The following is a 23,201-nucleotide window of genomic DNA, read 5'->3' on the forward strand; positions in this document are numbered from 1 at the left end:
CATGCCCGTAACAACCCGCCAGCAACCTAAAATCCTCGGAGCCAAGAGCAGGCGCCTCCCCAAACCCAAAGCCTGCAGGCAAAGCCTCCCCACGAGACCACCACCCCACCCCTCCCAAAACCTCAAAACCGCAGGTCACAGGCATGCCCGTAACAACCCGCCATAAGACAACAGAGAAACCTAAATATCGGGGGCGCCGGGCAGAATCACGCTGAACCGGTCCGCACCAGCAGTTGAGCGCCGGGGGCCATCTCCTGCTCACCGTCACAGGAGTCCTAACTGGCTGTTCTCTATCCGTTCGTCTGCTCGGCCTGGTTCGAACGTGGTCCTGGATCGGGTGAGTTGGTCGACGTGCAGGCGTGACGCGGTGTGTCAGGCAGTGGTGAAGGCAGCCGATCATTCGGTTGAAGAGGTTTCTCTGGGCGGCTGTGTGGCGATCTCCGGCTTCACGTCGGCGGTCGTAGTGGGCTCATGCTCCGTCCGAGTGAGCCATCGCGGAGAAGGCCCACATATAGCCCACGCTGGCCAACCGCTGGTTTTTGACCCTGCGGGCCACCACGGACACGCTCTTGCCGGACGCCCTGGTGACGGGAGCGGCGCCCGCGTACGCCTTCAGACCTCTGGCGTCGGCGAACCGGCTCCGGTCGTCCCCGATCTCGGCCAGGACGCGGGCTCCGCTGAGCGGCCCCAGTCCCGGAAAACTAGTGATGATCTCCGCATCGGCATGCATCTCGAACGCCTGCACCGATGCTTCGGCGAGATCGTCGGCACTCACACACGCGGCCTCCAACTGCCGCAGCAGCGCGAGCGTTTGCCGTCCCATCGCCTCCTCGACGAGGGGCAGATGCCGCATCTGCGGCATGCGAAGGGCAGCGTGGAGGCGCTCGACCTCCTTGTCGATGGTGTTCTTCCGCCCGGCCTTCTTCAACAAGGCCCGAAGCTGTGCCCGGGTGAGCTTCGCCGCCCGCTGAGGGGTGGGGGCCGCGGCCAGGAGCGTCCGGGCTATGGAGTGGTAGATCCCCTCGCGCCGGTGGCCGGCAGCGGCCAGGAAGCCGGGGAAGTACTCGCGCAGGTGGGAGGTCAGCTTGTTGCCGGCCTGGGTGCGGTCCCAGACCGCGTCCTGCTGAGCACGGGCGAGCACGGCGACGGCCTGGGCCAGCTCGGAGTCGGCAGGAAGCTGACGGTGAGCTGCAGCATCGGTGCGGAGAATGTTCGCCAGCACCATGGCGTCCAGGTGGTCGGACTTCTTGCGGGAGACCGTGTGTCGATCCCGGTACCGGGCTGCGGCTATCGGGTTGATGGCATAGACAGGGCGGCGCGTCGTGCGCAAGCAGGCGACCAGAAGACCACGGGAGGTCTCGATGGCCACGGGAATGGGTTCCTGCGGGGTCTCGCCCTGTTCGGCGAGGATCCGCAGCAACTGGTCAAGACCCTCCGCAGTGTCATCAATGCGAGCCCGGGCCAGCAGCGAACCCGTTTCGTCAACGACGGCTATGTCGTGGTGGTCGCTGGCCCAGTCGATTCCGCAGAACGCCTTCACTCGCCTCACGCTTTCCTATCGGACCCGTGTTCTGGCTGATCACAGCCGTGCAGGGCATGCGTCTCCCTAATGGAAGGGCTCGGTGGCCCGACATCCGATTACTGAGGTTGAACTCGTGGTGTCGTAAGGGCTGACGGGCGGCAGTCGCCTGCGGTATCACCGGTGCATGCGGTATCCACAAGGGGGCGGGCTGACCGCCGAACGACAGCAGTTCCGCGAGGGGTTACGGCTTCAGGCGGCCGAGCGGTTCGCCCGCGGCGAGGCGAGTTCGGCGATCGCCAAGGACCTGCGCGTCAGTGTCCGATCGGTGCAGCGATGGCGGCAGGCGTGGGACGAGGGCGGGCCGCGTGCTCTGCGGTCGCAGGGCCCGGCGTCGTTGCCGAGGCTGAGCGGCGAGCAGTTCGCCCAGCTGGAGGCGGAGCTGGCCAAGGGGCCGGCCGCGCACGGCTGGGAGGACCAGCGCTGGACCCTGGGCCGGATCAAGACCGTGATCGGTCGGCGCTTCCACCTGGCCTACACCATCCAGGGCGTGCGCAAGCTGCTGGTGCGCAACGGCTGGTCCTGCCAGGTCCCCGCCCGCCGGGCCCTGGAACGCGACGACGATGCCGTGGCCGGCTGGGTGAAGGAGACCTGGCCCTGCGCGGAAGACTCGCGGCGGCCCGTGGAGCCTGGCTCGTCTTCGAGGACGAAGCCGGCTTCTCCATGACGCCGCCGCACGCGAAGACCTGGTCGCCCCGTGGCCGCACCCCGGTGGTGCGGGTCCGCGGCCGCTCCCGCAGACGCATCTCCATCGCAGCGTTGACCTGCTACAAACCCGGCCACCGCTCGAGGCTGATCTACCGGCCCCGCCGCGACGACGGCAACCGCGACGGACGCAAGAGCTTCTCCTGGCGCGACTACCGCGACCTGCTGACCACAGCACACCAGCAGCTCGACGGCCCGATCGTCCTCATCTGGGACAATCTCAACGTCCACAAGGCCGCCGACCTGCGCAAATGGGCGGCAGCCCGGGACTGGCCGACCATCTACTACCTGCCGCCCTACGCACCCGACCTCAACCCCGTCGAAGGCATCTGGTCCCTGCTACGGCGCGGCTGGCTCTCCAACGTCGCCTTCAGCACCCCCGAACACCTCGCCCAGCGCATCCGGCGCGGTCTCCGCCACATCCAGTACCGCAGCCACCTCATAGACGGCTGCCTCGCCGAGACGGGACTGACCATCACCCCCTGATCACCGAAGACGACATCACGAGTTCAACCTCAGTAACTGGGCGCCGACTGGGTTCAGGTGCCGGTTGGCCAATGCGACGAAGCGGCGCTGCGCCGGCTCGTCGGGCAGGACAGCAGAGGATGCCAGGCCCTCGAGGAAGTGGCCGAAGCGGGGGTGCGGTGCTTCGAAGGCACCGAGCTGCTCGAAGAGGTGCTCGGTCGTCCAGTCATCCGGGAACCGAATCACATGGCGCTCGATCTGGTTGCGCAGGCTGTTGGTCGTGGTGGTCCATCCGCCGAGCGGATCGTTGTCCAGGTGCCACAGTCGGCCCAGCAGGCCCATGAAGCGGTCCGGGTAGCCAAGGTGGTCCGACAGATCGAAGTCTCTGGCCAGCTCGCGCCTGGTTCGGCTCGGGACCTGCACGTGGTGGCGGCCGAGCCACAGAGCATCCTGCAGCGCCATCCGTTCAGCCTGGCCGAGCTCCTCCTGCTCAAGAACCGCCTCAGCGACATCCGGCAGGCGGTCGCCGGGGCAGGCGTTCAGGCTGGCCACCAAGCGCTCGTGCTTGGTGCTGCCCCCGCTGGGCACGGGAAGCCCGAGGCGCTCGCACAGCGCCGGCAGTTCCTTCGCCGTGTAGCGCGTGTACAGCGTGAGGAGCACACCGTCGATCAGCCTTCGCAGCAGCGCCATGTCCATCTGTTCCCCCATCCCATGATGATGAGCGACGCCGGGACACGATTCCACCCTGCCCGTTCACCTTGCTCCGGCAGCCAAATTCGCGGTGCACTCTTACGCCGCGCCCCTACCTTGGTTCGCATGTCGCACGAAGCAATCCACGAGCAGCTGCTGATATCGGCCCGGAAGTGGGCGCGTACGGCTGTCGACGCGTACCTGGAAGAGCCCGTCGACCAGGACTTCGCCGTGCACCACATGGCGGTCGCAGTAGAACACGCGTCCAAGGCGTACCTGGCGTCTATCGCTCCCGTGCTCCTCGCGTCGGAGAGGCAGCCGAGCGTGGACGACCTCCTGGTCCTGAGCGGGAACGAAGACAGGACGAAGAAGGGCCGCGCCGGGCTCAAGACCATCGGCGGCGAGGGGGCCATCCTCAGGGCAGCCCAGCTCCTCGGCCCCGAGCACAAGGTGCCTGCCAAGCTCAAGGAACTACGCGAGTCCCGCAACGGCATCACCCACATGGGGTGGGGCCAGCCCGTCACCGAGTGTCGCGCACTCCTGGCCGCGGGCATCGAGCACATCAATGCCCTGCTGAAGGCCCTGTCGGCAGAGCCCGACAACTTCTGGGGCACGCACCTCGAAGCCTGCACCGCGCTGGTGGCCCAGGCCATGACCGAGATGGAGATCCGGTACCAGGCGAAACTCCGGCAGGCCCGCGAGCGTTTCGCCGAGACCACCCGGCGCCTGTCTGAAGCCGAAATCGAGGAACTCGTCAGCAGTCTCTCCGCACTGCCGACTGCCGCTCCATGGCCGATCGCCGTACCCGCAGAATGCCCCGCGTGCGGACACACCGGCTTCGCAAGCGGCCGGGACAAGTCGGGCGAGTATGGTGCAATCTGGTTTCTGCCCCGGCACTTCGGGTGCCGCCTGTGCGGTCTCACACTCACGACGTGGGAACTGGTCCTCGCCGGAATCAAGGGCCAGATACTCAACGATTCAGAAGAGCCCGACCCTGACTGGGAACCCGACTTCGAGACGTACTGACGGCTCAGACGGACTCCCTACGCTGCCCCTGTCCCATCCACCGAGGAACTCAGACAGAGCGCGGTGCTGCTGTCCCTCCCGGCCGTCTGCTGCGCGAGGACGTCGCGGTCGACGTACGAGTCAACGGCGGCGACGACCAGGCACGGAGTTCGGCCGGCTAAGCGCCTCCACCTCCCCATGCACCGGGCGGGCCGGGTCAAAGCCGTAGGTGTGGGCAAAGGCCGGCCATCGCGGGGCGCCGTACTTGGCCTCGATTAGGAGCACCTCGTAGGCACGGACCGGGTCGTAGGTCAGCAGCACCCGCTCCGTCTCACGCAGAACGACGTCGGCGAGTCGCTGTCCCTCGGCAGGCAGCTGGCCAACGCGACAGGGAATAGGGCATAGCTCTCGTTGATCAGAGCTATGCCTCTATGCGCTACGCCCCGACTCCGGGGGTATCGATCGGACTCGTGGGAGACTGCGGCTCGATCTTCTCCGCTGCCGCCCACAGCCTTTCAGAGCCCTCTCGGTACACCTTCGCGATACCCGACTCCGGAGTGACCAGTGAGGTCGCATGCCGTCCTATGCCGTTGATGGACGTACCGATGAGCTGAACTGACCCGTCAGCAGCAACGATGCGACGGTCGTGCAGTTCTTTGTCGGGGGATGCCCGTACTTCGATGTCCCGGCCGTTGGGCAGGGTGGCCAAGGCAACGGCGATGATCGGTCGCTCCTTGTTACTAGCCTTCTTAGAGATCAGGATGCGCCGGATGGAGGTGGCTTCCAAGATCCAGCGCAGGTTCTCGGCCTTGAAGTACGGGTCGACAAGCAAGCCAGCGCCAGCTGCGGCCAGGCGACGGGTAAGCACGGTGTAGACGAGTGGGTCGTCCGGGCTGAGGGCCAAGTCGTTCACCAGCGGATGCTGAGCCTCCTCCAACTGCTCCTTGGCTCCGCTTGCCCGCAGCATCGCGCGTCCGAGGTCGGTCAGCCGCATCCCATCGAGGTTCACGGCCCATCCGACGGTGACCAGGTAGTCGGCCACTGGTTCGGCGCGAGTGACCACCTGCTTGGGAAACATTCCGGCGAATGGATTCAACAACGACTCGTAGACGGCGTCCCGCGGGGGTGGCTCGGTCGCAACTCGGTCGACGTCCTTGGGGGTGATTGCCACACCTTGAGATGACGCGACGTTGATGTACCAGAGGGCCCGCAGAACATGGTGCGAAAGGTGATCCACGCTCTGCACAATGACATCTAACGGCATCACAAGTCATCTGAGATTCCTTCTTGTCCCTCGCACGGACCGCGCCTGGCCTCAGAGTGCGACCTCCAAGACTCGCCATGTCTCCGTGCACGGCTGCCGTCACTCTGCTCATTCCGCCTGCCTTCGGCGGATGCCGGGCGGAGGTGATCAGCACAGTGTTCCTGGAGGCTTCCTGGCCACGGTCTTTGTTGATGCATCCCACACCCAGATCTCATGGGACTGCCACAGATGGGGGAGAGCTTCAACAGGCCTGGTGTGAGGATTGCCGTCCGGGCCGGACAGCAGTTCGCCCGTCTCCCCATTACGCCAGTCGCCGGTCGGTACGAGGGAGGGGCGCCAGCCTGGGTCACCGATGAGGATCGCGCGGATGTTGACCAGGTTCACTCCCGCGCCGTGGATGGGCAGGCGCCACTCCCGTTCGTGTAGCCAGACCGAGTCCGAGCCAGTGCGTACAGCCCAGTGTTCTAGGCCCCGGGCTTTGAAGTAGGAGTAGACGGCGTCCGGTACATACGCAACGCTCCCACCACCCAGACGGAGAACGGCAGAACGAGAGACCACCACGCCCCAGGGTGAGAAACCACGTGTTAGGACCAAGTGGGCAAGATGAGCCGGCGTGCATTCGGAGAAGCAGATGCACGACTGCGCCGTCCCGAAGGGCGGGAACCCCCGCAGAGTGCGTGTTCCGAGGATCGCGTCCAAGCGCTCTTGGGGCGTCATGTTGCGTATTTCCTCGGGGACATGGACCGGGCGGTTGCCGTTCCGTCCAGTGAAATGGAACAGGTCATCGCTCTGGGCAGGCCCGACCAGCCCAAGATCGATCAGCGTCACGACATCCCCCACGAATTCATGTAACGGCGCCTCCCCCCTGGGCACCGCGCGTTCTATCTGCCAGTGCATCATGCCCCTGATCAAGACAGCGACGTCTCTGTGCTCACCCGGTCGGAAGCGACAGCTTCCAGCAGCGCGATCAACGCTTCGCGGCCTCGCCCACGGTCCGAGGCCTTGTCTCAGCGCGATCCCGGGTGACGGGTCGGGGTGTGGCTTCTTGCGCCTCGGCACGGGGGGGGTTGGCGTAGCTAGCAGCTCCTGGACGCGTTGGGCGAAGTCGTCGCCGGGGAGGGGCAGCTCGGTATCGGGTTCGCGGAGGTAGCCGGTGGTGACCGCTCGGGGGATGTAAGCCATGAGCTTGAGGACCGCGGCCGACTTAGAGCGGGTGGAGGTTGCAGAGAGGTGGCGCAGGATTCGGAGGATAGTGGTGGTGGAGGTGCTGGTGATGGGGTGGCTTGCGGGGTGCCAGCGGCTGGCGCAGTACGGCTCGGCGTCGTCGGCCTGATTGGGGTCGGGTGATGCGGGTGAGGGTTGGACGTCGTCGGTCTGGTGGTGCCACCAGTCGGCTGTGTCGTTCTCTCCTTGGGCGAGGTGGTGGAGGTAGAGGCAGTAGGCGGCGGCGGCTTGTCCGGCGCCGGCGGCGTACTGCCACCAGAACCGTGCCCCCTCGTCGGTGTCGGACAGCTGCAGGATGCAGGCGAGGGCGAGGGCGCTGCGGGGTTCGGGGACCTGGTCGGTGAGGAAGTCGGCGACGGCGGTGGGTGGGGTGTGGGTGAGGAGGGTTTCGCACAGGGCTATCGACCTTCTGGAAGCAGCCGGCCACCGTGCCCGCGAAGTGCGGGACCAGCAGGACCAGCCACCAGGCCGAGCGGTCAAGGATCAGTACGGCACCGACGGCCGCCTCGGAGAGGACTATCTAGGCTTGTCAAGTGACGTCCCATCTCAAAGCAGTTGTGCTGAATGAGGCATGTGAGGGACGAGGCTGAGGAATAGGCTTGCTCTCGCAGGCGTCTGCGCCGAGGGCAGCGCAGGCGCCTAAGCAATGTCGACTGCGAGGTGGGTGGTGACTCTTGGCCCTGAAGCGGATGCGCGACACCACGCGTTGGGCAGGAAGGCCGATTGCAATCGAGATCCGGTGCGCTAGTCAGGGCGGACGGTGCGGGCGTATCCGAGCCTTCGCTGTGGAGGCACCACCGAGCAGCGACGCTCTACTGATCGTGACTACCGAAGGCACACCGAGGCAGAAGCTGCTGCTGGAGAGCATCGTGCGGGGCGATTTTGCCGGAGTGCTTGACGGGTTCCACTGTGACCAGCAAGGGCACGATCTGTTCCTTGCAGGTACGCCCACCGGGTCGACGACGTGGTCATCGACGGTTTTCGGCCCGAAGACTCGGTCGGTCCGCAAGCGCCTCTATGAAGGCGAGAAGCTCGTCGAAGGTGGAATGGGTATGGCGGCCGCCCACCTCCGCGACGCGTACGAGCAGTACAGAAGGAGCGGCAGGTCTCACACCCAGACCGTAAGATGGACGATCGGTGGTCCAGGTACTGCCGAGGTGCCTCCCATCGGCACCAGAAGTCCATAGGTAGCCCGCAGCAGATCAGTTGCAGACCCCGGTGATGGCACACCGAGACTCCTGGAGGGGTCTCGATCGTGCTGTCCTCCGAAGGTCTCCTGAAGGCTCTGACGGCCCGCACGCCGCGGCTGGCGTTGCTCGCATTGACCGTCGTCGTGATACTGCCGGCGGTTTGGTCCCGTAAGGCTGAGCGTCGCGAGAGCGCCCTCGATGTTCTCCGGCTGCTGCTCTTCGGGCCGCCGCAGCTGACGCCGGATCAGCCCACCGGACAGGGCCGACGGCCCGCCCCCTCGACCTACACTCGCTCCATGACGACTGATCGGTACGTCGGCGGTCGAGCGGAATACCGAGGACTCATGACGGCCGAGGACGTGGCTGACGTGCTGTTGATCTGGCTCAGCAACCGTACCAATCGGTGGGCAGGCGAGTACGTCAGTGTCAAGGAGTTCGCTGGCGACGATGAGACCCTCCTCCAGTGGGCGGAGGAAGCGGCCTGGCTACTCCAGGAACGAGGCCATGTCGCGGTGCTGAAGATGCCCGGCTGCTTGGATGCTGCGATCGCTGATAGCGGCCTGGTCGAGGCGGATCGGATCTTGGCTGAACGTGACAACCACGTCGCTCGATTCGGTTATGTTCTCGATCGCCTGGTTGCCCAGGCATTCGCGTCACCGGATGGCGCTGTCCAGCTGCAGATGTTCGTCGCGACCACGCTCTACCTGGGTGAGCACCTGAAGGCTGCGGTGGTCTTGCGTGCCGCCCGAGGCCTTCGCGACTACGGCCTGGCGGTGCTAACACCCGCTGAGGGCCATCCCACGACGCTGACGCTGACGCCGCGCGGAGAGCTCTGCGCGATGTCCGGACAGAAGGTGAACCAGTACGTGAGCGAGCAGACTCCCGCATCCGCGGGCCCGGTATTTACGCAGAACGTCTACGGCGGTACGGCCGCTCAGGGCATGAACGTGACCCAGAACGTAGGGGTGCAGACCGATCAGCTGGCTGACCTTGTGCGGCAGCTCCGCGGCTTCGCCACGACCCTGCCGACGGCCGAGCGGGAGGATTTCCTGGTCGACGTAGAAGTGCTCGAGGACACCGAGCAGGGTCCTCAGGCTCGGCTCAGTGCTGGGCAGCGGATCATGTTGGCGCTGAACGCAGCGCCCGGCGCTCAGGCGATGGTCGAGATCGTGGGCCAGGTGATCGGGGCGCTCGGCGGGTAGATCCACTTACTGATCGTTTCAGAATGAGTTCAGCTGTGGGTCTTGTGCTCGGTGATCTTGGTCGGCAGGGTATCCGGGGTGCGTGCTGATCTTGTTCCGGATGACCTGTGGGAGCGGGTGGCCCCGCTTCTGCCGCCCACGCCCGCACGGCGCCATCGTTACCCGGGTCGCCTGCGTGTTCCTGACCGGGCCGCCCTCGCAGGCGTCATGTACGTGCTGCGGACCGGTGTCGCCTGGCGCGATGTCCCTGCCGAGACCGTGGGCTGCTCCGGGGTGACGGCCTGGCGCCGACTGCGGGACTGGACCAAGGCCGGTGTCTGGCCGCGCCTGCACGCCGCCCTACTGACCGAACTGCGCCGCGCTGACCTTCTCGGCCTGGACGACTGCGCCGTAGACGGGTCGCATGTCCGGGCCCTCAAAGACATCTCAGGGGGATAAGAAGTCAAGAGGGACCGCGCGTCTTGATCGCTGCTGTGGCTTTGTTCACGAGTTGCGTCGTCAGTTGTTCACGGGTTTGGAAGGCGCCCAGATCCACGGTCGGGTGATGTTCACGAGTTTTGACGGCACTGGGGTCCTTGCCACGGAAGCATCGGGGTGCTCCTGGTGAAAGGCCCTGGTCATGCCGCAGATGTCGAAGGTCGAGCTGTACGCCGCGATCCGGCGCGACCACCGCGGTGGCATGACGATGCGGGAGATCGAGCGCAAGTACAACGTGTCGTGGCGGACGGTTCGCCGGGCCGTGGACTCGGTCTGGCCGGAGCCGCGGAAGAAGCTGCCGCCGCGCCCGACCGCGCTGGATCCGTACAAGCCGATGATCGACGGGATGCTGCGGGCGGACCTGGATGCGCCGCGCAAGCAGCGGCACACCGTCACGCGGATCTTCCACCGCCTGGTCGAAGAGCACGGCGCCGACGTGTCCTACCAGATGGTCCGGCGCTACGTCGCGGACCGGAAGCCGCGGATCCTGGTGGAGTCGGACCGGGCCCCGCTGGAAGCGTTCGTGCCGCAGACCCACCAGCCGGGCATGGAGGCCGAGGTCGACTTCGGCGACGTGAGCGTGCGCCTCGCCGGCGAGCTGGTTACCTGCTACCTGTTCTCCTTGCGCCTATCGTACTCGGGCAAGGCCGTCCACCGCGTCTTCGCCTCCTGCGGCCAAGAAGCCTTCTTCGAAGGGCACGTGCACGCCCTGCGGACGCTGGGCGGTGTCCCACGGAGCAAGGTCCGCTACGACAACCTGAAGGCCGCCGTCGCCCGCGTGCTGGGGCTGAGCCGGGCACGGGTGGAGACCGACCGGTGGATCGCCTTCAAGTCGCACTTCGCCATCGAGAGCTTCTACTGCCGACCCGGCATCGAAGGCGCCCACGAGAAGGGCGGCGTCGAGGGGCAGATCGGCTACTTCCGCCGCAATCACTTCACCCCGGTGCCCGAGGTCGCCTCGCTGGCGGAGCTGAACGAGCTGGTCGAGCAGTGGGACCAGCACGACGGCCTGCGTCGGATCGGGTCCCGTCCGCGGACGATCGACGAGTACTTCGACGTCGAGCGGCCGCTGCTGCTGCCGCTGCCAGAGGAGCCGTTCGAGACCGGGCGGGTGTTCACGCCACGGGTTGACCGCTACAGCCAGATCGCGGTCCGCACCAACCGCTACTCGGTGCCGGTGAGGCTGATCGGCAGGCGGGTGCGGGTGCTGCTGCACGCCTCTCACCTGGTGGTCTACGACAAGAACGTGGAGGTGGCCCGGCACGAGCGGCTGATCGCGAAGGGCGGCTGCCGCCTGGAGCTGGACCACTACCTGGAGGCCCTGATCCGCAAGCCGGGCGCCTTTCCCGGCGCGACCGCGCTGGAGCAGGCCCGTTCCGCCGGCAAGTTCACCCCCGTCCACGATGCGTGGTGGGCCGCGGCGGTCAAGGCACACGGCGACACCGAGGGCACCCGGGCCCTGATCGAGGTGCTCCTGCTGGCCCGGCACATCCCGCACGAGCACCTGGTCGCCGGACTGGCTTCCGCACTACGTGCCGGGGCCCTGACCGCGGACGCGGTCGCGCTCGAGGCCCGCAAGGCCGCCCAGGCCGAGGATGAACCCCCGGCGTCCGTGCTGCCGTCCGCTCCGGCCGGGCAGCCGCCGGCGACGGTGACGTTCCTGCACGAGTGGAAGCTGGCTCACCTGCCGCCGGACACCAGGCCGCTGCCCTCGGTGACGCCCTACGACCAGTTGCTCCGACGCCGTCGCGCCAGCGGCGGTGACCACCGAGAGGGAGAAGCACAGTGACCCTGCCCCGCCAGCGAGGCTTGACCGAGCAGGCCGCCACCACGGCCATCGACACCGCCTGCCGCCTGCTGCGGCTTCCGTCGATCCGGCAGGAGTTCTCCGAGATCGCCGACCGGGCGGCCAAGGACCAGATGACCTACCGCGGCTTCCTCGCCGAGCTGCTGATGGCGGAGTGCGACGACCGGGCCCGCCGCCGCTCGGAGCGGCGGATCAAGGCGGCCGGGTTCCCGCGGGAGAAGTCGCTGCGGACCTTCGACTTCGACGCCAATCCCAACATCGACCCGGCCACCGTCAACACGCTCGCCAGCTGCGAGTGGATCAAGAAGGGGCAGCCGCTCTGCCTGATCGGCGACTCCGGCACCGGCAAGTCCCACATGCTCATCGCCCTGGGCACCGAGGCCGCCATGAAGGGCTACCGGGTCCGCTACACCCTCGCCACCAAGCTGGTGAACGAGCTGGTCGAGGCAGCCGACGAGAAGCAGCTGAACAAGACCATCGCCCGCTACGGCCGCGTCGATCTTCTCTGCATCGACGAACTCGGCTACATGGAACTGGACCGGCACGGGGCCGAATTGCTGTTCCAGGTGCTAACCGAGCGTGAGGAGAAGAACAGCGTCGCCATCGCCTCCAACGAGTCGTTCGGCGGCTGGACGAAGACCTTCACCGATCCCCGCCTCTGCGCGGCCATCGTCGACCGCCTCACCTTCAACGGCACCATCATCGAGACCGGCACCGACTCCTACCGCCTGGCCAGCACCCGAGCCCGCGCCGAGCACGCAGAAGCGGGCTGATCAACCGCTACAACGCCTGGCCGGCAACTGATGAAGACCGGCCAGGCCGACGTCATCCGAGCGGGGCGCACCCAGGGACCAAGGGCCCGGCGTCCAGGTGAGCTGCGATGCGGGTGATGGTCCGGGCGTTGTCCTCGAACAGATGCGCCTGCATCCCCGCCGCCCGGGCGGCCTCAACGTTGACTGCGACATCGTCGATGAACAGGCAGTTCTCCGGCCGCACGTTCAAGCTGGCGCATGCGGCCTCAAAGGAGCGCAGGTCAGGTTTCTCGATGCCGATCTCGTGCGAGTAGACGATCTGCTCCACCAGTTCGTCGAAGTGATACAGCTTCGTCTCCCGCTCCCTGGCGCCAACGAAGCTGTTGCTCAGGATGCCCAGCCTGCAGCTTCCGCGCAGCCCTCGGACATAGGCGATGAGCTCCTCGTTCGGCGTCCCCACGTACTCCTCCCAGAGATCGGCCATGAAGGCTTCCACCTGGGGGGCATCGAGACCTAAACGGGCCGCCACCTGGTCGTGCACCTCTCGCTCGCTGATGCTCCCGACACTTCCAGCCCGCCACACGTCGCGCATCCGCTCGTGGACAGTGCCCAGTGGCAGCTCCAGCCGCTCTTCCCATCGTTGCACCCATCCCGTTTCCGGCGTGATCTCCAGCACGCCGCCGATGTCGAGAATGACGCAGGTCGCGGTCATACGAACTCCCCCTCTTTGTCCTGGTCTGACCAGCGAGCACAGACCGCCCGCTCATGTGATCGACAGAGACACTGTCGTCTCTCCTCCTGGGGCAAGGTCAAGCGGCCCTCGAAGCTTGTGACAGCCCTGCCGCAACCCGCTGACCCGACTCGCCTCAATCAGCAGGTGCCTTCAAAACTCGTGACGATCCGCGAAGTCCTCGACCGGACGCTGACGTCAAAACCCGTTAACAAACGCTGCCGCAAGAAGTGATCGAAGCCACTGCTGAGGCCGCTGATTGGCTGGCCGACATGGATGATCTCGGACCCGTTGCGTGGCCACCTGCACCGATCAAGACCGAGAGGCTCGTGCTGCGTGAGCCCAAGGCCTGGGACCGTGCGGCGTTCATCGAGCTGCATGCCTCGTCGGAGGTACACACCTACCTCGGCGGCCCCCGCCCGCGTGACGAGCTTGAGCGCGAGATGCCTGAGGTGCCCGGGCGGCGGCCCGGGAGTTTCGTCGTCGAGCTGGACGGGGCGATGATCGGCCAGATCCTGCTCAGGAGAGCAACGGAGCGCCTTTGCCCCGCTGCCGTGGGGAAGGTCGATCTCGGCTATCTGTTCCTGCCGCGGGCGTGGGGATTCGGGTATGCCGCCGAGGCGTGCGCGGCGGCGCTGGACTGGCTCGAAGGCGTCCTTCCGGGTGAGCCGGTGGTGCTCGCCACCCAGACCGCCAACGTCCGTTCGATGCGCCTTGCGGCAAAGCTGGGGTTCACCGAAGCGGAGCGGTTCCGGGCCTGGGACGCCGATCAGTGGCTCGGCCTGCGGGCCCCGGTCACGCCCTCTGATTGAGTTCGCGCTCGACAGCGTGGCTCTGTCGAAGTGTCGTTGTTCTCGTCGATGAAGTCGGTCGGGTTGGCGGGGCATGTAGGCGCTGGAAGGAGCGGTGCAAAGGCCTGCTGTTCGTCGAAATGCTGCTGGGTTTTGAGACAGTGGTGGAGCTGGCCGAGGAAGCGGTTCAGCAAGTGCCTTTGTGCGGCGGCATGCCAGTCTCCGTGCTCGCGTCGGCGTCGGTAGTGCGCGTTCGCTCCCGGTGAGGCGGTGAGGGCGGCGAAGGCCCAGAGGAAGCCGGCGTTGATGAGGCGGTTGTTCTTGACGAACCGGCGGCCGACGAAACGCTTCTTGCCAGAGGCCCGGGTGATGGGGGCGGATCCGGCGTACGACTTCAGCGCCCGGGCGTCGGCGAACCGTGCCCGGTCGTCGCCCAGCTCTGCGAGCACGCGGGCGCCGAGCATGGGCCCCAGGCCTGGGAAGCTGAGCAGGATCTCGCTGTCGGCGTGCTGGTGAAAGGCGGCTGGACCGCCTCCGCGAGATCGTCCGCGGCCTCGCAGGTGGCGTCTAGCTGCTTGAGCAGGGCCAGGAGCTGGTGGCCGAAGGCATCCTCGACGCCGGGCAGCTGGTGGGCGTACTCGGCACGGAAGACGTCCCTCAGCCGCTCGGCTTCCGTGTCGCAGCCGCGGAGGCGGCCACTGCGTTTGAGGGCGCCCCGCAACTGGGCGAGGGTGAGCTTCGCGGCCTTGGCCGGGGTCGGCGCCAGAGCGAGGATGACGCGGGCGTCAGCCCTGGTCAGACCGCCTTGTTTGCCCTGGAAGGCCAGCAGAGCAGCGGGGTAATACTCGCATAGGAGCGAGCGGACCTGGTTGGCGACCTGCTGCCGAGTCCAGACGGCGTCCTGCTGGGCTCGGGCCAGGACCGTGATGGCTTGGGCGAGTTCGGAGTCAGCCGGCAGGGGTCGGTGGGCGTGCATGTCGGTGCGCAGGATGTTCGCGAGGACCAGGGCGTCGCCGGGGTCGGACTTCTTGCGGCTGACGCCGTGGCGGTCGCGGTAGCGGGCGGCGGCGAGCGGGTTGATCGCGAAGACCCGACGGCTGCGGGTGCGCAGGATCGCAACCAGGAGGCCGTGGCTGGTCTCGATGGCCACCGGTATCGGATCGTCTGGGCTGTCACCGTGCGCGGCCAAGAGGGCCAAGAGCTTGTGGTAGCCAGCCGCGTCGTCGGTGATACGGGTTTTGGCGAGCAGAGTGCCGGCTTCGTCGACGAGGGCGACGTCGTGGTGACGCTCCGCCCAGTCGATACCGCAGAAAACGGTCAAGCTTTCCTCCCAGATCCGTCCGTTTGTGCAGGTCACGAGCACATGCGGGTCACGCGGCGCCCTAATCCAAGGACTCGTTGGTCCGCCATCTCAGTAGCCGTTCGCGACACCAGCGAACTCCAGGGGCTCGATCTTTCGGCAGAGCTCGCGGGCTCGCGGATGAACAAGAGGTCGACCCTGGAGTGGGCTCGCGCCGTGACGATCAACGTCCGAGCAGTCCACGCGAGTTTCACGGTGACCACGGAGGCGCCGGGCTGCGCCGCTCTTGACAGAGGCCTCAAGGGCCCGGGGAAACGGAGGCATCAGCCCGGCGCCCGCGTCATCACCGCGAATCCCGCAACGGACAGCGATGCCGCTCTTTGAGGAGGCCTTGACGGCCAGGGGGGATCCAGGCATTCGCTGTCCTGTGCGAGCAGTTGCCCCGGGCCGTCTGCTTACGCACTGGATTAGGGGGGATCACGTCGGCCCCTCGCCCGTCGACTGCGCCCGTCCCGGCTCCAAACACCATCTGATCGTCGACCGCCACGGCACCCCGCTCGCCGTCACGCTTACCGGCGGGAACCGACATGACGTCACCCAGTTGCTGCCGCTACTGGACGCAGTCCCAGCGATTCGGGGTCTACGAGGACGTCCCCGCCGGAGGCCCCGACACCTGTACGCCGACCGGGGCTACGACTTCGACAAGTACCGCCGTCTGCTGTGGAAGCGCGGCATCAAGCCGATGATCGCCCGACGCGGCGTCGCGCACGGCTCCGGACTGGGCAAGGTGCGCTGGGTGGTCGAGCGCTCCTTCGCCTGGCTGCACCAGTTCAAGCGGCTCCGCATCTGCTACGAACGTCGCGCAGATCTCCACCAAGACCTGCTCGAACTGGCCTGCAGCCTTATATGTCTTCGCCGCCTCCGAACTTCGTTCTGAAAGATCAGTAAGGGGCGACGCATCGAAGTTGGTGGCAGGGTAGCGAAGTCGGCGAGCTGAACTCAGGTGAGGTCGAAGGTGACGCTCACGGAGCCGTCCCAGTCCGGTGCCTCCACGAGCGTGAGGGTTCCATCCTCGGCCTCGACGACTCGCACCGTGATCCCGCCGCGGTCCTCACCGGGAAACGCAATGGAGAAGTGGGGATCCATCTCCATGAGAAAGTCCCAGCCCTCGCATTGGGTCGCGTCAAGGGCGTTGGCATGCCGACCGGTTGCCCGCCACTTGCCGTCCGCGCCGACAGTGACAGTGATGTCGATGTCGTATATCTCAAGGCAAGTCGACTGATTAGCCCACCATTCGAGGCGGCCCTGACCCACGAATCGATCCATGAGCACACTATGCAACTGTGCAGGCCCACCGGGCGAGCCTGCATGGCTGCCGGCCGTCGTGGGGCAGGCCGCGAGACAGAACTGCATGGGGCAGACCGGACAGGTCCTCGCCTCATCCAGCGGCGCCCCCTACGCCTTCGCCGCCTCGCGACCTCATTCTGAAACCATCAGTTAGCAGGGCGTCCTGCTAAACGGCCGACGGCCGGCACCCGTTGTGGGCGTCGGCCGTCGGCCGCGTCACTTGGCCCGGACGGATCACCGGGGAACCTACGGCTTGGATCCCGTCAGTCCCGTCAGACCCCGACAACTGCCGATGCCCGCCGTCGTCGACCTCCTCGGTCCACCACCCGTGGATGTCCAGCAGCAGGCCGTCCAGCGGGCCGCCGACCAGTTCGGCGTAGGTCCGGTGCGGGAGCGGGCCGGGATTGGGGTCGTCGTGCTCCGCGCCGTAGACGCGGCCGTTCAGCAGCTGCTCGTCTCCGTTCATCCGGTCAGCTTTCCAGCCGCCACCGACAACCGGGCAGAGTCGGCGGGCCCGGCCTGAGCGGAGGCCGGGCCCACTGTGCTCACCGCGGCTTGGGCGCTGCGGCCAGCACCCGCCGGTCCTCACCGCGGCCGACGATCCGCCACACCGGCCGGTCGGCCCCGTCATGGGTGAGCTGGTGCAGGGTCGTCGTCGCCACGGTGATCTGCCAGTTCGGCCGGGCGCGGTCGTGGAAGGCGGCCTCCCTCGTTTCCGGGGCCGCGCGGCGCTTGGCCGGGGTGAAGACGAACAGCAGCAGCGGGAAGGTCCGCTCCAGTGACGGACCGGCGTAGGTCTCCTGCCAGTGGTTGCGCGGGGGGCGGGCGGCGTTGCCGCGCCCGGACGCCGGTGCGTTGCGGTAGGCGTCGTAGCGCTCCAGCTTGGCGAGCAGGCCGGCGTAGGACATGGTGCGGTCGATCTCCACGAACGCGCTGGAGCCGTTGGCCAGGAGCACCACGCCGTCGGGCACCAGGTTCCCGGCCGGGGTGGGGTGGGCGACTTCCACCCGCCAGTCGGCGTGATCGGCCACCTCCGCCTGGTGGAAGGCGATGACGGTGTCGACCAGGGCGAGGCCGTGTTCCCGAAGGCCCGTCTTGCTGGCCGCGATGCGCTTCCCCGTCGTCCGGCCGACCGGCGACGCGAGCTCACCGGAGGCGGCGGCTTCGGTGAGGCCCGCCGGGGTGCAGTACCAGTAGCTCTGCTGGGCACGGTGGGTCCGGCCGACCAGGGCCGGGGATTCGGCGAGCAGATTGCGCAGCGCGCGGCGGACGTGGTCGGTGTCCTGCTGGTGTGGCAGCAGGAGCGCCTTCAACTGGCGGGGTGTGGCCAGGCGCAGCCGGGTGAGGGTGAGCAGGACCTCGCCGCGGAGGTCCGCGCCGGCCTTCATCGCCGCGGCCTTCCGGGGCCGGGACGCTTCTCCAGGTACATCAGTACCTGTAGAAGAGGAGTTGCAACCGGCCGGGGCAGGCGAATTGGGGGCCTGATCAGCAACAACCGTCAGGCGATGGCTGGAGGCTGCGGGGCTGGGAGCGGGGCTTGTCGCAGGGCTCGGAGCGGGGCTTGCCGTCGCAGCGGTGTCCGCCAGGGCCGGCGGGGTGTGCGGGTCGGGGGCGGTGGTCATCGCGTCCTCGGGTTTCTCCGGCCGTTCGCGGCCGGGTCGGCGGTCGTCCGGCCCGCGCGCGGATCTGCGCACGAGCCGGGGCCACCGTGAGGAAGCACCCCTTGACCGCGGTCTGACGGCCACCGACAACCTGCGCCCGATTCCTCCTCGACCGCCCCTTGCAGTCCGAGTTTGTCCGTGACCGGAGTCACGCACGCGCCGCGTCCCGGAGCGCGGCCTCTATCCACAGAGCGGGACGCGCACCGTAAAGATCGGCCGGGCGCACCAGGCATCCGGCCAGCGGACAGCAAGGAGCCGACATGGAGACGACGTCGCCCAAGATGCCCCAGCTCGCCCCGGAGCAGATCCTGCGGGCCGCCGACTACGTGGAGCTGGTCTGGCGGGAGCAGGGCAGCGAGGAGGAGAAGGCCGCGCTGGCTGAGTTCCACGCGGATGGCCCGGAGCTGGCGCGGCTGATCGGTGAGTTCGGTGCGCTGCTGCTGGCCGACTACCTCACCGCCGTGCCCGATGAGCACGCCGATTGCGAGTCCGCGTACGTCGCCGGGCAGCTGGTGACGGTGGCGAGCCGGTACCTCAAGCGGTGGTGCCTCGCGAGCGGGGCCGGGGCGCACACCGCGTGGATCGCGGCCGGGTTCCTGATCGAGTGCGTGCAGGAGGTCGACCAGGTGGGCCAGTTCCTCGACGACATCCGCGGCAACGTCGGCGCGGGGTTTCGGAGCGGCTTCGGCCTGAACTGAGTCGGAAGCCGGGCAGCGCCCGGGGACGGAGATTTCTCCTCCCCGGGCGCTGTCCCTTTTGGCGCGGGATGTCGCAGGTAGCGGAGGTGGACAAGGGGGGCGCCGCGAGCGGCGCGGGGAGGGATCTCCCTCGCCCGGTGACCGGACTCTGTCCACAGGGCTGCAGTTCGAGGGTGGCTTCGAGGTCGCCGCGATCAGCGAGGTGGCCCATACGGTGAGGAGCTGTCATGCCCGAGAACACCGTCACCGCGCCGCTCGCCCCGATGGAGCCGGAGGACGTCGCCGACGCCTTCGCCTACATCCGGGCGCTGCAGGCCGGGGACATCGACACCGCCGGCGCGGTGGCCAACGACACGGGCCCGAAGATGCGCCGGCTGCTCCTGGACGTCGCCGCGCGCATCGTCATCCCCATCACTGCCGTGGACGATTGCGACGGGGAGCCGTGCGCGCACTCCTTCCTCGCCGCCGCGCTCGGGCGACTGCTCCTGGAGGTCCTGTCCCACGCCGACGGCGCCTGCCTGGCCTTCTCGCCGGGCATCGCCCAGACCATCATCCGCTTCACCGAGAACATCCTCACTGAGGACCACGGCGACGTCGCCGACGTCCTGTGCCAGCTGGAGGCTGCGGGGTTGAAGCAGGCGATGGAGGCGCACCCGGCGCACCCGGCGCACCGCACCACCGCGTAGCCGCGCCTCCTGGGCGGCGGTGGTGCGGTGTGTGTCGCACCGCACCACCGCACCGCACCACCGTGGGCGGTCCACCGCACCGGGCGCGCTCCTCTATCACACACCCCCTTGACCGCGGCCTGATCGCAAGCCGAAACCGGCGATGTCAAGGAGAAATGGCGCGGTAGCAGAGCTGGACAAGGGGGTGTAGCGGAGCCGGACAAGGGGGTCGCGCGCGTCCGGCCGCCTCCGGACAAGGGGTCGGCCGGCGGCGGACACACCGGTGCGGTCCGCACTGCACCGGTGCGGTGCGGAGCATCAGGTGCGGCGCACCGGCACGCGAGAGTGCCGGGCACTGTAGAAGTGGTGCGGTGCCGGACGCGGTGGCGCACCGTCGCGGTGCGCACCACGGTGGAGTCCATCGTCGTCCGGCGCACTGGAGTGGGCTCCACTCGGTGGAGCCCATCAGGTGGAGCCCACTCGATGTTCTGCATCCGGTGGCGATGCGCGGCATCGGGTGGACTCCACTCAGTGGACGGTGCCCCGCATCGTCACCACAGCCAGGCGTTTGAGTGGCGCACCCGGGACAGGGCGAGGGCTTCGTCGGGGTTGGGCTGGTCTTCCGCGGTGCTCACGTGACTCCTCCTGTGGTTCGGCCCGGCGTGTGCTGGGTGCCGGGCTGCTGGGTGTGCGGCGGCGGGACCGCCGCCGGGTCGGGCTGCGGACGCAGGCCGTGGGCGGCTTCGCGGGCCCGCCGGCTGTCCTGGATCGTGGCGGCCACCTGCGCGGCGGCGGCTTCGAGGGTCTGGCGGGTCTGCTCCACCGCGTCGACGTCGACGCCGCTCTCCGCCTCCAGGAGGCGGCCGTCCTTCCGGCCGTCGCGGAAAGGCCGCGGGTGCGACCTTGAGGCGGCGGGCACCGCGACGGTGTACGGGCGGGGGCAGGAGCCCAGGCGCTCCGCTCGCCGCGCGGCGCGGACCCGGGCGGCCAGGGCGTCGGCGGCGAGGCGGGCCCGCTCGTACGGGGGCCCCGTGCGGCTGCGGGTCAGCGGGCGCAGCACGGCTTGGTCCTCGGTGTCGCGGGGGTACAGGGCGCGCAGATCAGCGGTCATCATCCGTCGGCTGGCCGGGCGGGTGTAGTCGTCGACGACCGCCTGCACGATCTGTTCGTCCAGGCCCACCTGGTGGGGTCGGCCGCGCAGGACGTAGGAGAGGTGGCGGCGGGCTTAAGCGAGCAGGTGGTGGCGCTTGAACGCGCCGCGCATCACGTACACCACGGCGACGACGTCGACGGCCGCCAGCGCTATGTCGACCACCGGCCGCACCCGCGCCCACACCGCCGCGGCCGCCGCCCGCGCCCGCTCCGCCAGCCGGTAGATGGTGCAGGCGCCGAACGCCCGGATCGCCGACTCCCGCCATCGCGTCCGCAGCTCGGTCAGCGACAGCAACTCGGTGCGCTTGGGCGGGCGCGTCTGGTCGGCGGCCTGACAGGCAAGCGCGTAGCCGGCCCGCTCCCCCGGCGCGTGCCCCTGCCGTTCCTCGTACCTGGCGGTGAGGACGGGCAGCGCGTCCTCGATCTGCTGGCGGCGGGTCGACTGCCAGCCGATGAGCCGCTGATCGATGCCCGCGATCTCCATGACCGGCCGGCGGCCGGGCGTCACCTCGCGCGGCTCCCACGCCCACCCGAGCCGGGCGGACACCTCTTCCATGAAGTACAGGGTGTAGAGGGTGTCGGCCGCGATGATGTGGGTCATCAGTGAGCCCGCCGACAGGTTGCCCCACTTCCCGTCGTGCGGCCGCCGGGCGCGGATCGACACCACCGCGTGAGCGTGAAGAAGTGGCCTCGATTCCGTGGCTCTGGACTCGTAGTGCCTAAAAACCGCGACGACCAGCCCGTCTTTGACCCGGGCGCGCTCCTTCCCGCCGGCCTTCCAGCGGATCTGTGCGACCGACTCCTCCAGCCACGCCAGGGTCTTGTCGCGGGCGATGTCGTCGCACAGCTCCAGCACCCGGCGGTGCTCGTCGTCCATCAGAGCCCACGCGACGTGTGCCGTCGGCGGGGGCCGGAACGTCAGGTCGAAGCCCAGCCAGGGGGTGCGCTCCTTGGCATTGTCGGTCTTGGGCGAGCGATTGTGCTCGATGGGCCTGCCCAGCACGGTCGCCCGTCGCGCCTGCGCCGGGGTGTATGCGACTGCGTGGGCTTGGGGCGTCCCGTCTGGTAGGTCTGCTTGTTCTTCGCCCACCATCAGCACCTGGTCGGTCTGCGGTTCGCGTCGGCGCCGCCTGACGGCGACGGCCTAAAGTGGCGGGATGCCTGCACCTGCCGACCGGGCGGCCCTGGACCTGCTGGACGCCCATCTGGAAGCGCTGTGGTACGCGACGGACGCCGCGCTCCCGCCAAAGCCGCCCGGTCTCTCGTCAGAAGAAGAAGACGAGCTCGTCCATTGGGCCCTCGAACGGCTCCGGAGCATCCCGCGCGAACCGAAGAACGCCTTCTGCCGGGAAGTCGGCGGCTTGCTGGTGGAGTTCCGCTCCCGCCGCAGCCCCTGGAACGCGGCGGCGCTGCGGCTGCTGGACGACACGTACACCTTTGTGGCCACCGGTCCCCGACAACACGAGGACTGGGCGCACGACGTCCATGCCGTGCTACACCGAACGGTCGCCGATCCCCGCGGCTGGGTCCGGCTGGACCGGGACCGCACCAACCCCGCCCGCCAAGCGGTGCCCGCATACCCCTTCGACCCGCCGGACCCGGCGCTGCTGCCCGCCCGTCTGTACCCCCTGGAGGCAGAGGCGGCAGTTGCCGCGCTGGCCATCATGGCGGAGGAATGGCAGGCGGAGCAGGCCCCCGTCCGCTCCCGCCCCGACCGGGACGCCCTGCTGGCGGATGCCCGGTTGCTGCTCGACCAGTACGGGCCCGGTGCGCGCTACTGGACCAACGCGACGGCCGCCGCCTCCGATCCGGCACCCAACTTCCTCGCATCCGGCCTCCAGGGCACCGCGTCCCACTGCTTCCACACCCACGAGTACATCGCCGGCCTCGACATATTCGAGGACCTGGGCGTGATCGCGGTGAACGACGAAGAGGTAGGCGTCTTCTGGTCCTTCGGGGCGTACTGACGACCATCACGGAACACGCGCCCCGTACCCACACCGTTTGGCCCCGCCGCGATGCCGCCGACACGCGAAGGTCTTCGGGGCCGCGGCGACTCGAGCACCGGACCGACGGGGAATTGCGATCTCTCACCTTCGCGTCAGTACGCACCTGCGTGCATACCGTCCAGTGACGGTATTGGCACCCCTGATCTCTCATCTCATGACAGTGGCGACACCTACGGCAAGGCCGACCCCAGGCCGCTGACCAGCACGTCCAGACAAACCCGCAGGAACCCACCACTACCACGTCATCCACCGACACCGAACCGAGAGATCACATGAGGGCTACGGGGTGGAGCGGGTTTCGGGAATGGCGTAGACGCGCCATCGTGCCCAGTCTCGTCGGGCGTGCGCGGCCAGTTCGTTGGTGGCCGGAGCGGTGGTCTTCGCCGCGGTGAGGCACTGTGGCCACGGGCCGGTCCGGGGGCCGGTGAGGAGGGCTTCCAGTAGCGGGCCGGCGAGCACGTGGTGGTCGAAGGGGACCGGGTGGGGCG

18 protein-coding genes and 5 pseudogenes are annotated in these 23,201 nt (G+C 68.0%); 12 read left to right on the forward strand and 11 right to left on the reverse strand.

What is annotated here, in order from left to right:
• Positions 1-364 precede the first annotated feature (364 nt).
• Positions 365-1,540 (reverse strand): annotated as a pseudogene (locus B7L92_RS24995) (IS110 family RNA-guided transposase); the annotation flags it as partial.
• A gap of 166 nt (positions 1,541-1,706) precedes the next feature.
• Here B7L92_RS24995 and B7L92_RS43955 point away from each other — a divergent pair.
• Positions 1,707-2,770, forward strand: a protein-coding gene (locus B7L92_RS43955) for an IS630 family transposase (protein WP_438364021.1) whose coding sequence is annotated in 2 segments (ribosomal slippage) — positions 1,707-2,150 and positions 2,153-2,770 — 1,062 coding nt in all. Because the reading frame shifts where the segments join, the coding sequence is not laid out codon by codon here.
• Between the two features lie 15 nt (positions 2,771-2,785).
• Here B7L92_RS43955 and B7L92_RS25010 read toward each other — a convergent pair.
• Complete coding sequence (locus B7L92_RS25010) at positions 2,786-3,457, reverse strand: AbiJ-related protein (RefSeq protein WP_081239671.1); 672 nt, start codon at positions 3,455-3,457, stop codon at positions 2,786-2,788.
• 108 nt (positions 3,458-3,565) lie between these two features.
• Here B7L92_RS25010 and B7L92_RS25015 point away from each other — a divergent pair, with 108 nt between their 5' ends.
• A complete protein-coding gene (locus B7L92_RS25015; protein WP_081239672.1) occupies positions 3,566-4,465 on the forward strand; it encodes a hypothetical protein in 900 nt (299 codons plus the stop codon).
• Between the two features lie 415 nt (positions 4,466-4,880).
• Here B7L92_RS25015 and B7L92_RS25025 read toward each other — a convergent pair whose 3' ends face one another.
• Positions 4,881-5,681 carry a hypothetical protein gene (locus B7L92_RS25025; RefSeq protein WP_143626372.1) on the reverse strand — a complete coding sequence of 267 codons (801 nt, stop codon included), beginning with the start codon at positions 5,679-5,681 and terminating at the stop codon, positions 4,881-4,883.
• A 174-nt stretch (positions 5,682-5,855) separates the two neighbouring features.
• A complete protein-coding gene (locus B7L92_RS40710; protein ID WP_159461058.1) occupies positions 5,856-6,608 on the reverse strand; it encodes a hypothetical protein in 753 nt (250 codons plus the stop codon).
• Positions 6,609-6,888: 280 nt separating this feature from the next.
• Between B7L92_RS40710 and B7L92_RS40715 the strand changes: the two genes are divergently transcribed.
• The 5 genes and pseudogenes from B7L92_RS40715 (at position 6,889) to istB (ending at position 12,381) form a co-directional block, all read left to right on the forward strand.
• Positions 6,889-7,041: a hypothetical protein gene (locus tag B7L92_RS40715; protein WP_159461059.1), complete on the forward strand. Its 153-nt coding sequence runs from the start codon at positions 6,889-6,891 to the stop codon at positions 7,039-7,041.
• 1,146 nt (positions 7,042-8,187) lie between these two features.
• The gene (locus tag B7L92_RS25030) at positions 8,188-9,324 is read left to right on the forward strand and encodes a hypothetical protein (RefSeq protein ID WP_081239674.1); all 1,137 of its coding nucleotides are present in this window, start codon (positions 8,188-8,190) and stop codon (positions 9,322-9,324) included.
• 78 nt (positions 9,325-9,402) lie between these two features.
• A pseudogene (locus B7L92_RS25035) lies at positions 9,403-9,744 on the forward strand (transposase); the annotation flags it as partial.
• A 208-nt stretch (positions 9,745-9,952) separates the two neighbouring features.
• On the forward strand, positions 9,953-11,590 hold the full coding sequence (gene istA, locus B7L92_RS25040; RefSeq protein WP_170102236.1) for an IS21 family transposase: 1,638 nt from the start codon (positions 9,953-9,955) through the stop codon (positions 11,588-11,590).
• Entirely contained in the window at positions 11,587-12,381 is a 795-nt protein-coding gene (istB, locus tag B7L92_RS25045; protein WP_081239676.1) for an IS21-like element helper ATPase IstB, read from the forward strand. The genes istA and istB overlap by 4 nt, the downstream gene beginning before the upstream one ends.
• Positions 12,382-12,433: 52 nt before the next feature.
• Here the strand turns inward: istB and B7L92_RS25050 are convergent, their stop codons facing one another.
• Positions 12,434-13,072 (reverse strand): HAD family hydrolase, encoded by a 639-nt coding sequence (locus B7L92_RS25050; protein WP_081239677.1) that lies wholly within the window; start codon positions 13,070-13,072, stop codon positions 12,434-12,436.
• Between the two features lie 290 nt (positions 13,073-13,362).
• Here B7L92_RS25050 and B7L92_RS25055 point away from each other — a divergent pair, with 290 nt between their 5' ends.
• Positions 13,363-13,902: a GNAT family N-acetyltransferase gene (locus B7L92_RS25055; protein WP_081239684.1), complete on the forward strand. Its 540-nt coding sequence runs from the start codon at positions 13,363-13,365 to the stop codon at positions 13,900-13,902.
• Between the two features lie 80 nt (positions 13,903-13,982).
• Here the strand turns inward: B7L92_RS25055 and B7L92_RS25060 are convergent.
• Positions 13,983-15,217, reverse strand: a pseudogene (locus tag B7L92_RS25060) (IS110 family RNA-guided transposase); the annotation flags it as partial.
• Positions 15,218-15,653: 436 nt separating this feature from the next.
• Between B7L92_RS25060 and B7L92_RS25065 the strand changes: the two are divergent.
• Positions 15,654-16,118 (forward strand): annotated as a pseudogene (locus B7L92_RS25065) (IS5 family transposase); the annotation flags it as partial.
• Positions 16,119-16,180: 62 nt separating this feature from the next.
• On the opposite strand, the gene B7L92_RS25070 reads toward B7L92_RS25065, so the two are convergent.
• From B7L92_RS25070 to B7L92_RS25080, 3 genes are all read right to left on the reverse strand, one after another.
• On the reverse strand, positions 16,181-16,507 hold the full coding sequence (locus B7L92_RS25070) for a hypothetical protein (RefSeq protein ID WP_081239685.1): 327 nt from the start codon (positions 16,505-16,507) through the stop codon (positions 16,181-16,183).
• A gap of 187 nt (positions 16,508-16,694) precedes the next feature.
• A complete protein-coding gene (locus tag B7L92_RS25075; RefSeq protein ID WP_081239678.1) occupies positions 16,695-16,994 on the reverse strand; it encodes a hypothetical protein in 300 nt (99 codons plus the stop codon).
• Between the two features lie 79 nt (positions 16,995-17,073).
• On the reverse strand, positions 17,074-17,916 hold the full coding sequence (locus tag B7L92_RS25080; RefSeq protein ID WP_255311125.1) for a replication-relaxation family protein: 843 nt from the start codon (positions 17,914-17,916) through the stop codon (positions 17,074-17,076).
• Between the two features lie 533 nt (positions 17,917-18,449).
• On the opposite strand from B7L92_RS25080, the gene B7L92_RS25085 reads away from it, so the two are divergent.
• The gene (locus tag B7L92_RS25085) at positions 18,450-18,887 is read left to right on the forward strand and encodes a hypothetical protein (protein ID WP_081239680.1); all 438 of its coding nucleotides are present in this window, start codon (positions 18,450-18,452) and stop codon (positions 18,885-18,887) included.
• Between the two features lie 227 nt (positions 18,888-19,114).
• Entirely contained in the window at positions 19,115-19,573 is a 459-nt protein-coding gene (locus B7L92_RS25090) for a hypothetical protein (protein WP_081239681.1), read from the forward strand.
• 610 nt (positions 19,574-20,183) lie between these two features.
• Here B7L92_RS25090 and mobF read toward each other — a convergent pair.
• Positions 20,184-21,731 (reverse strand): annotated as a pseudogene (mobF, locus tag B7L92_RS25095) (MobF family relaxase); the annotation flags it as partial.
• A 130-nt stretch (positions 21,732-21,861) separates the two neighbouring features.
• Between mobF and B7L92_RS25100 the strand changes: the two are divergent.
• Positions 21,862-22,671 (forward strand): hypothetical protein, encoded by an 810-nt coding sequence (locus B7L92_RS25100; RefSeq protein ID WP_081239682.1) that lies wholly within the window; start codon positions 21,862-21,864, stop codon positions 22,669-22,671.
• Positions 22,672-22,992: 321 nt separating this feature from the next.
• Here B7L92_RS25100 and B7L92_RS40720 read toward each other — a convergent pair.
• Positions 22,993-23,201 (reverse strand): hypothetical protein (locus B7L92_RS40720; RefSeq protein ID WP_159461060.1); only part of this gene is annotated, 209 nt, incomplete at its 5' end.

Source organism: Streptomyces viridosporus, assembly GCF_002078235.1.
Taxonomy (GTDB): domain Bacteria; phylum Actinomycetota; class Actinomycetes; order Streptomycetales; family Streptomycetaceae; genus Streptomyces; species Streptomyces viridosporus.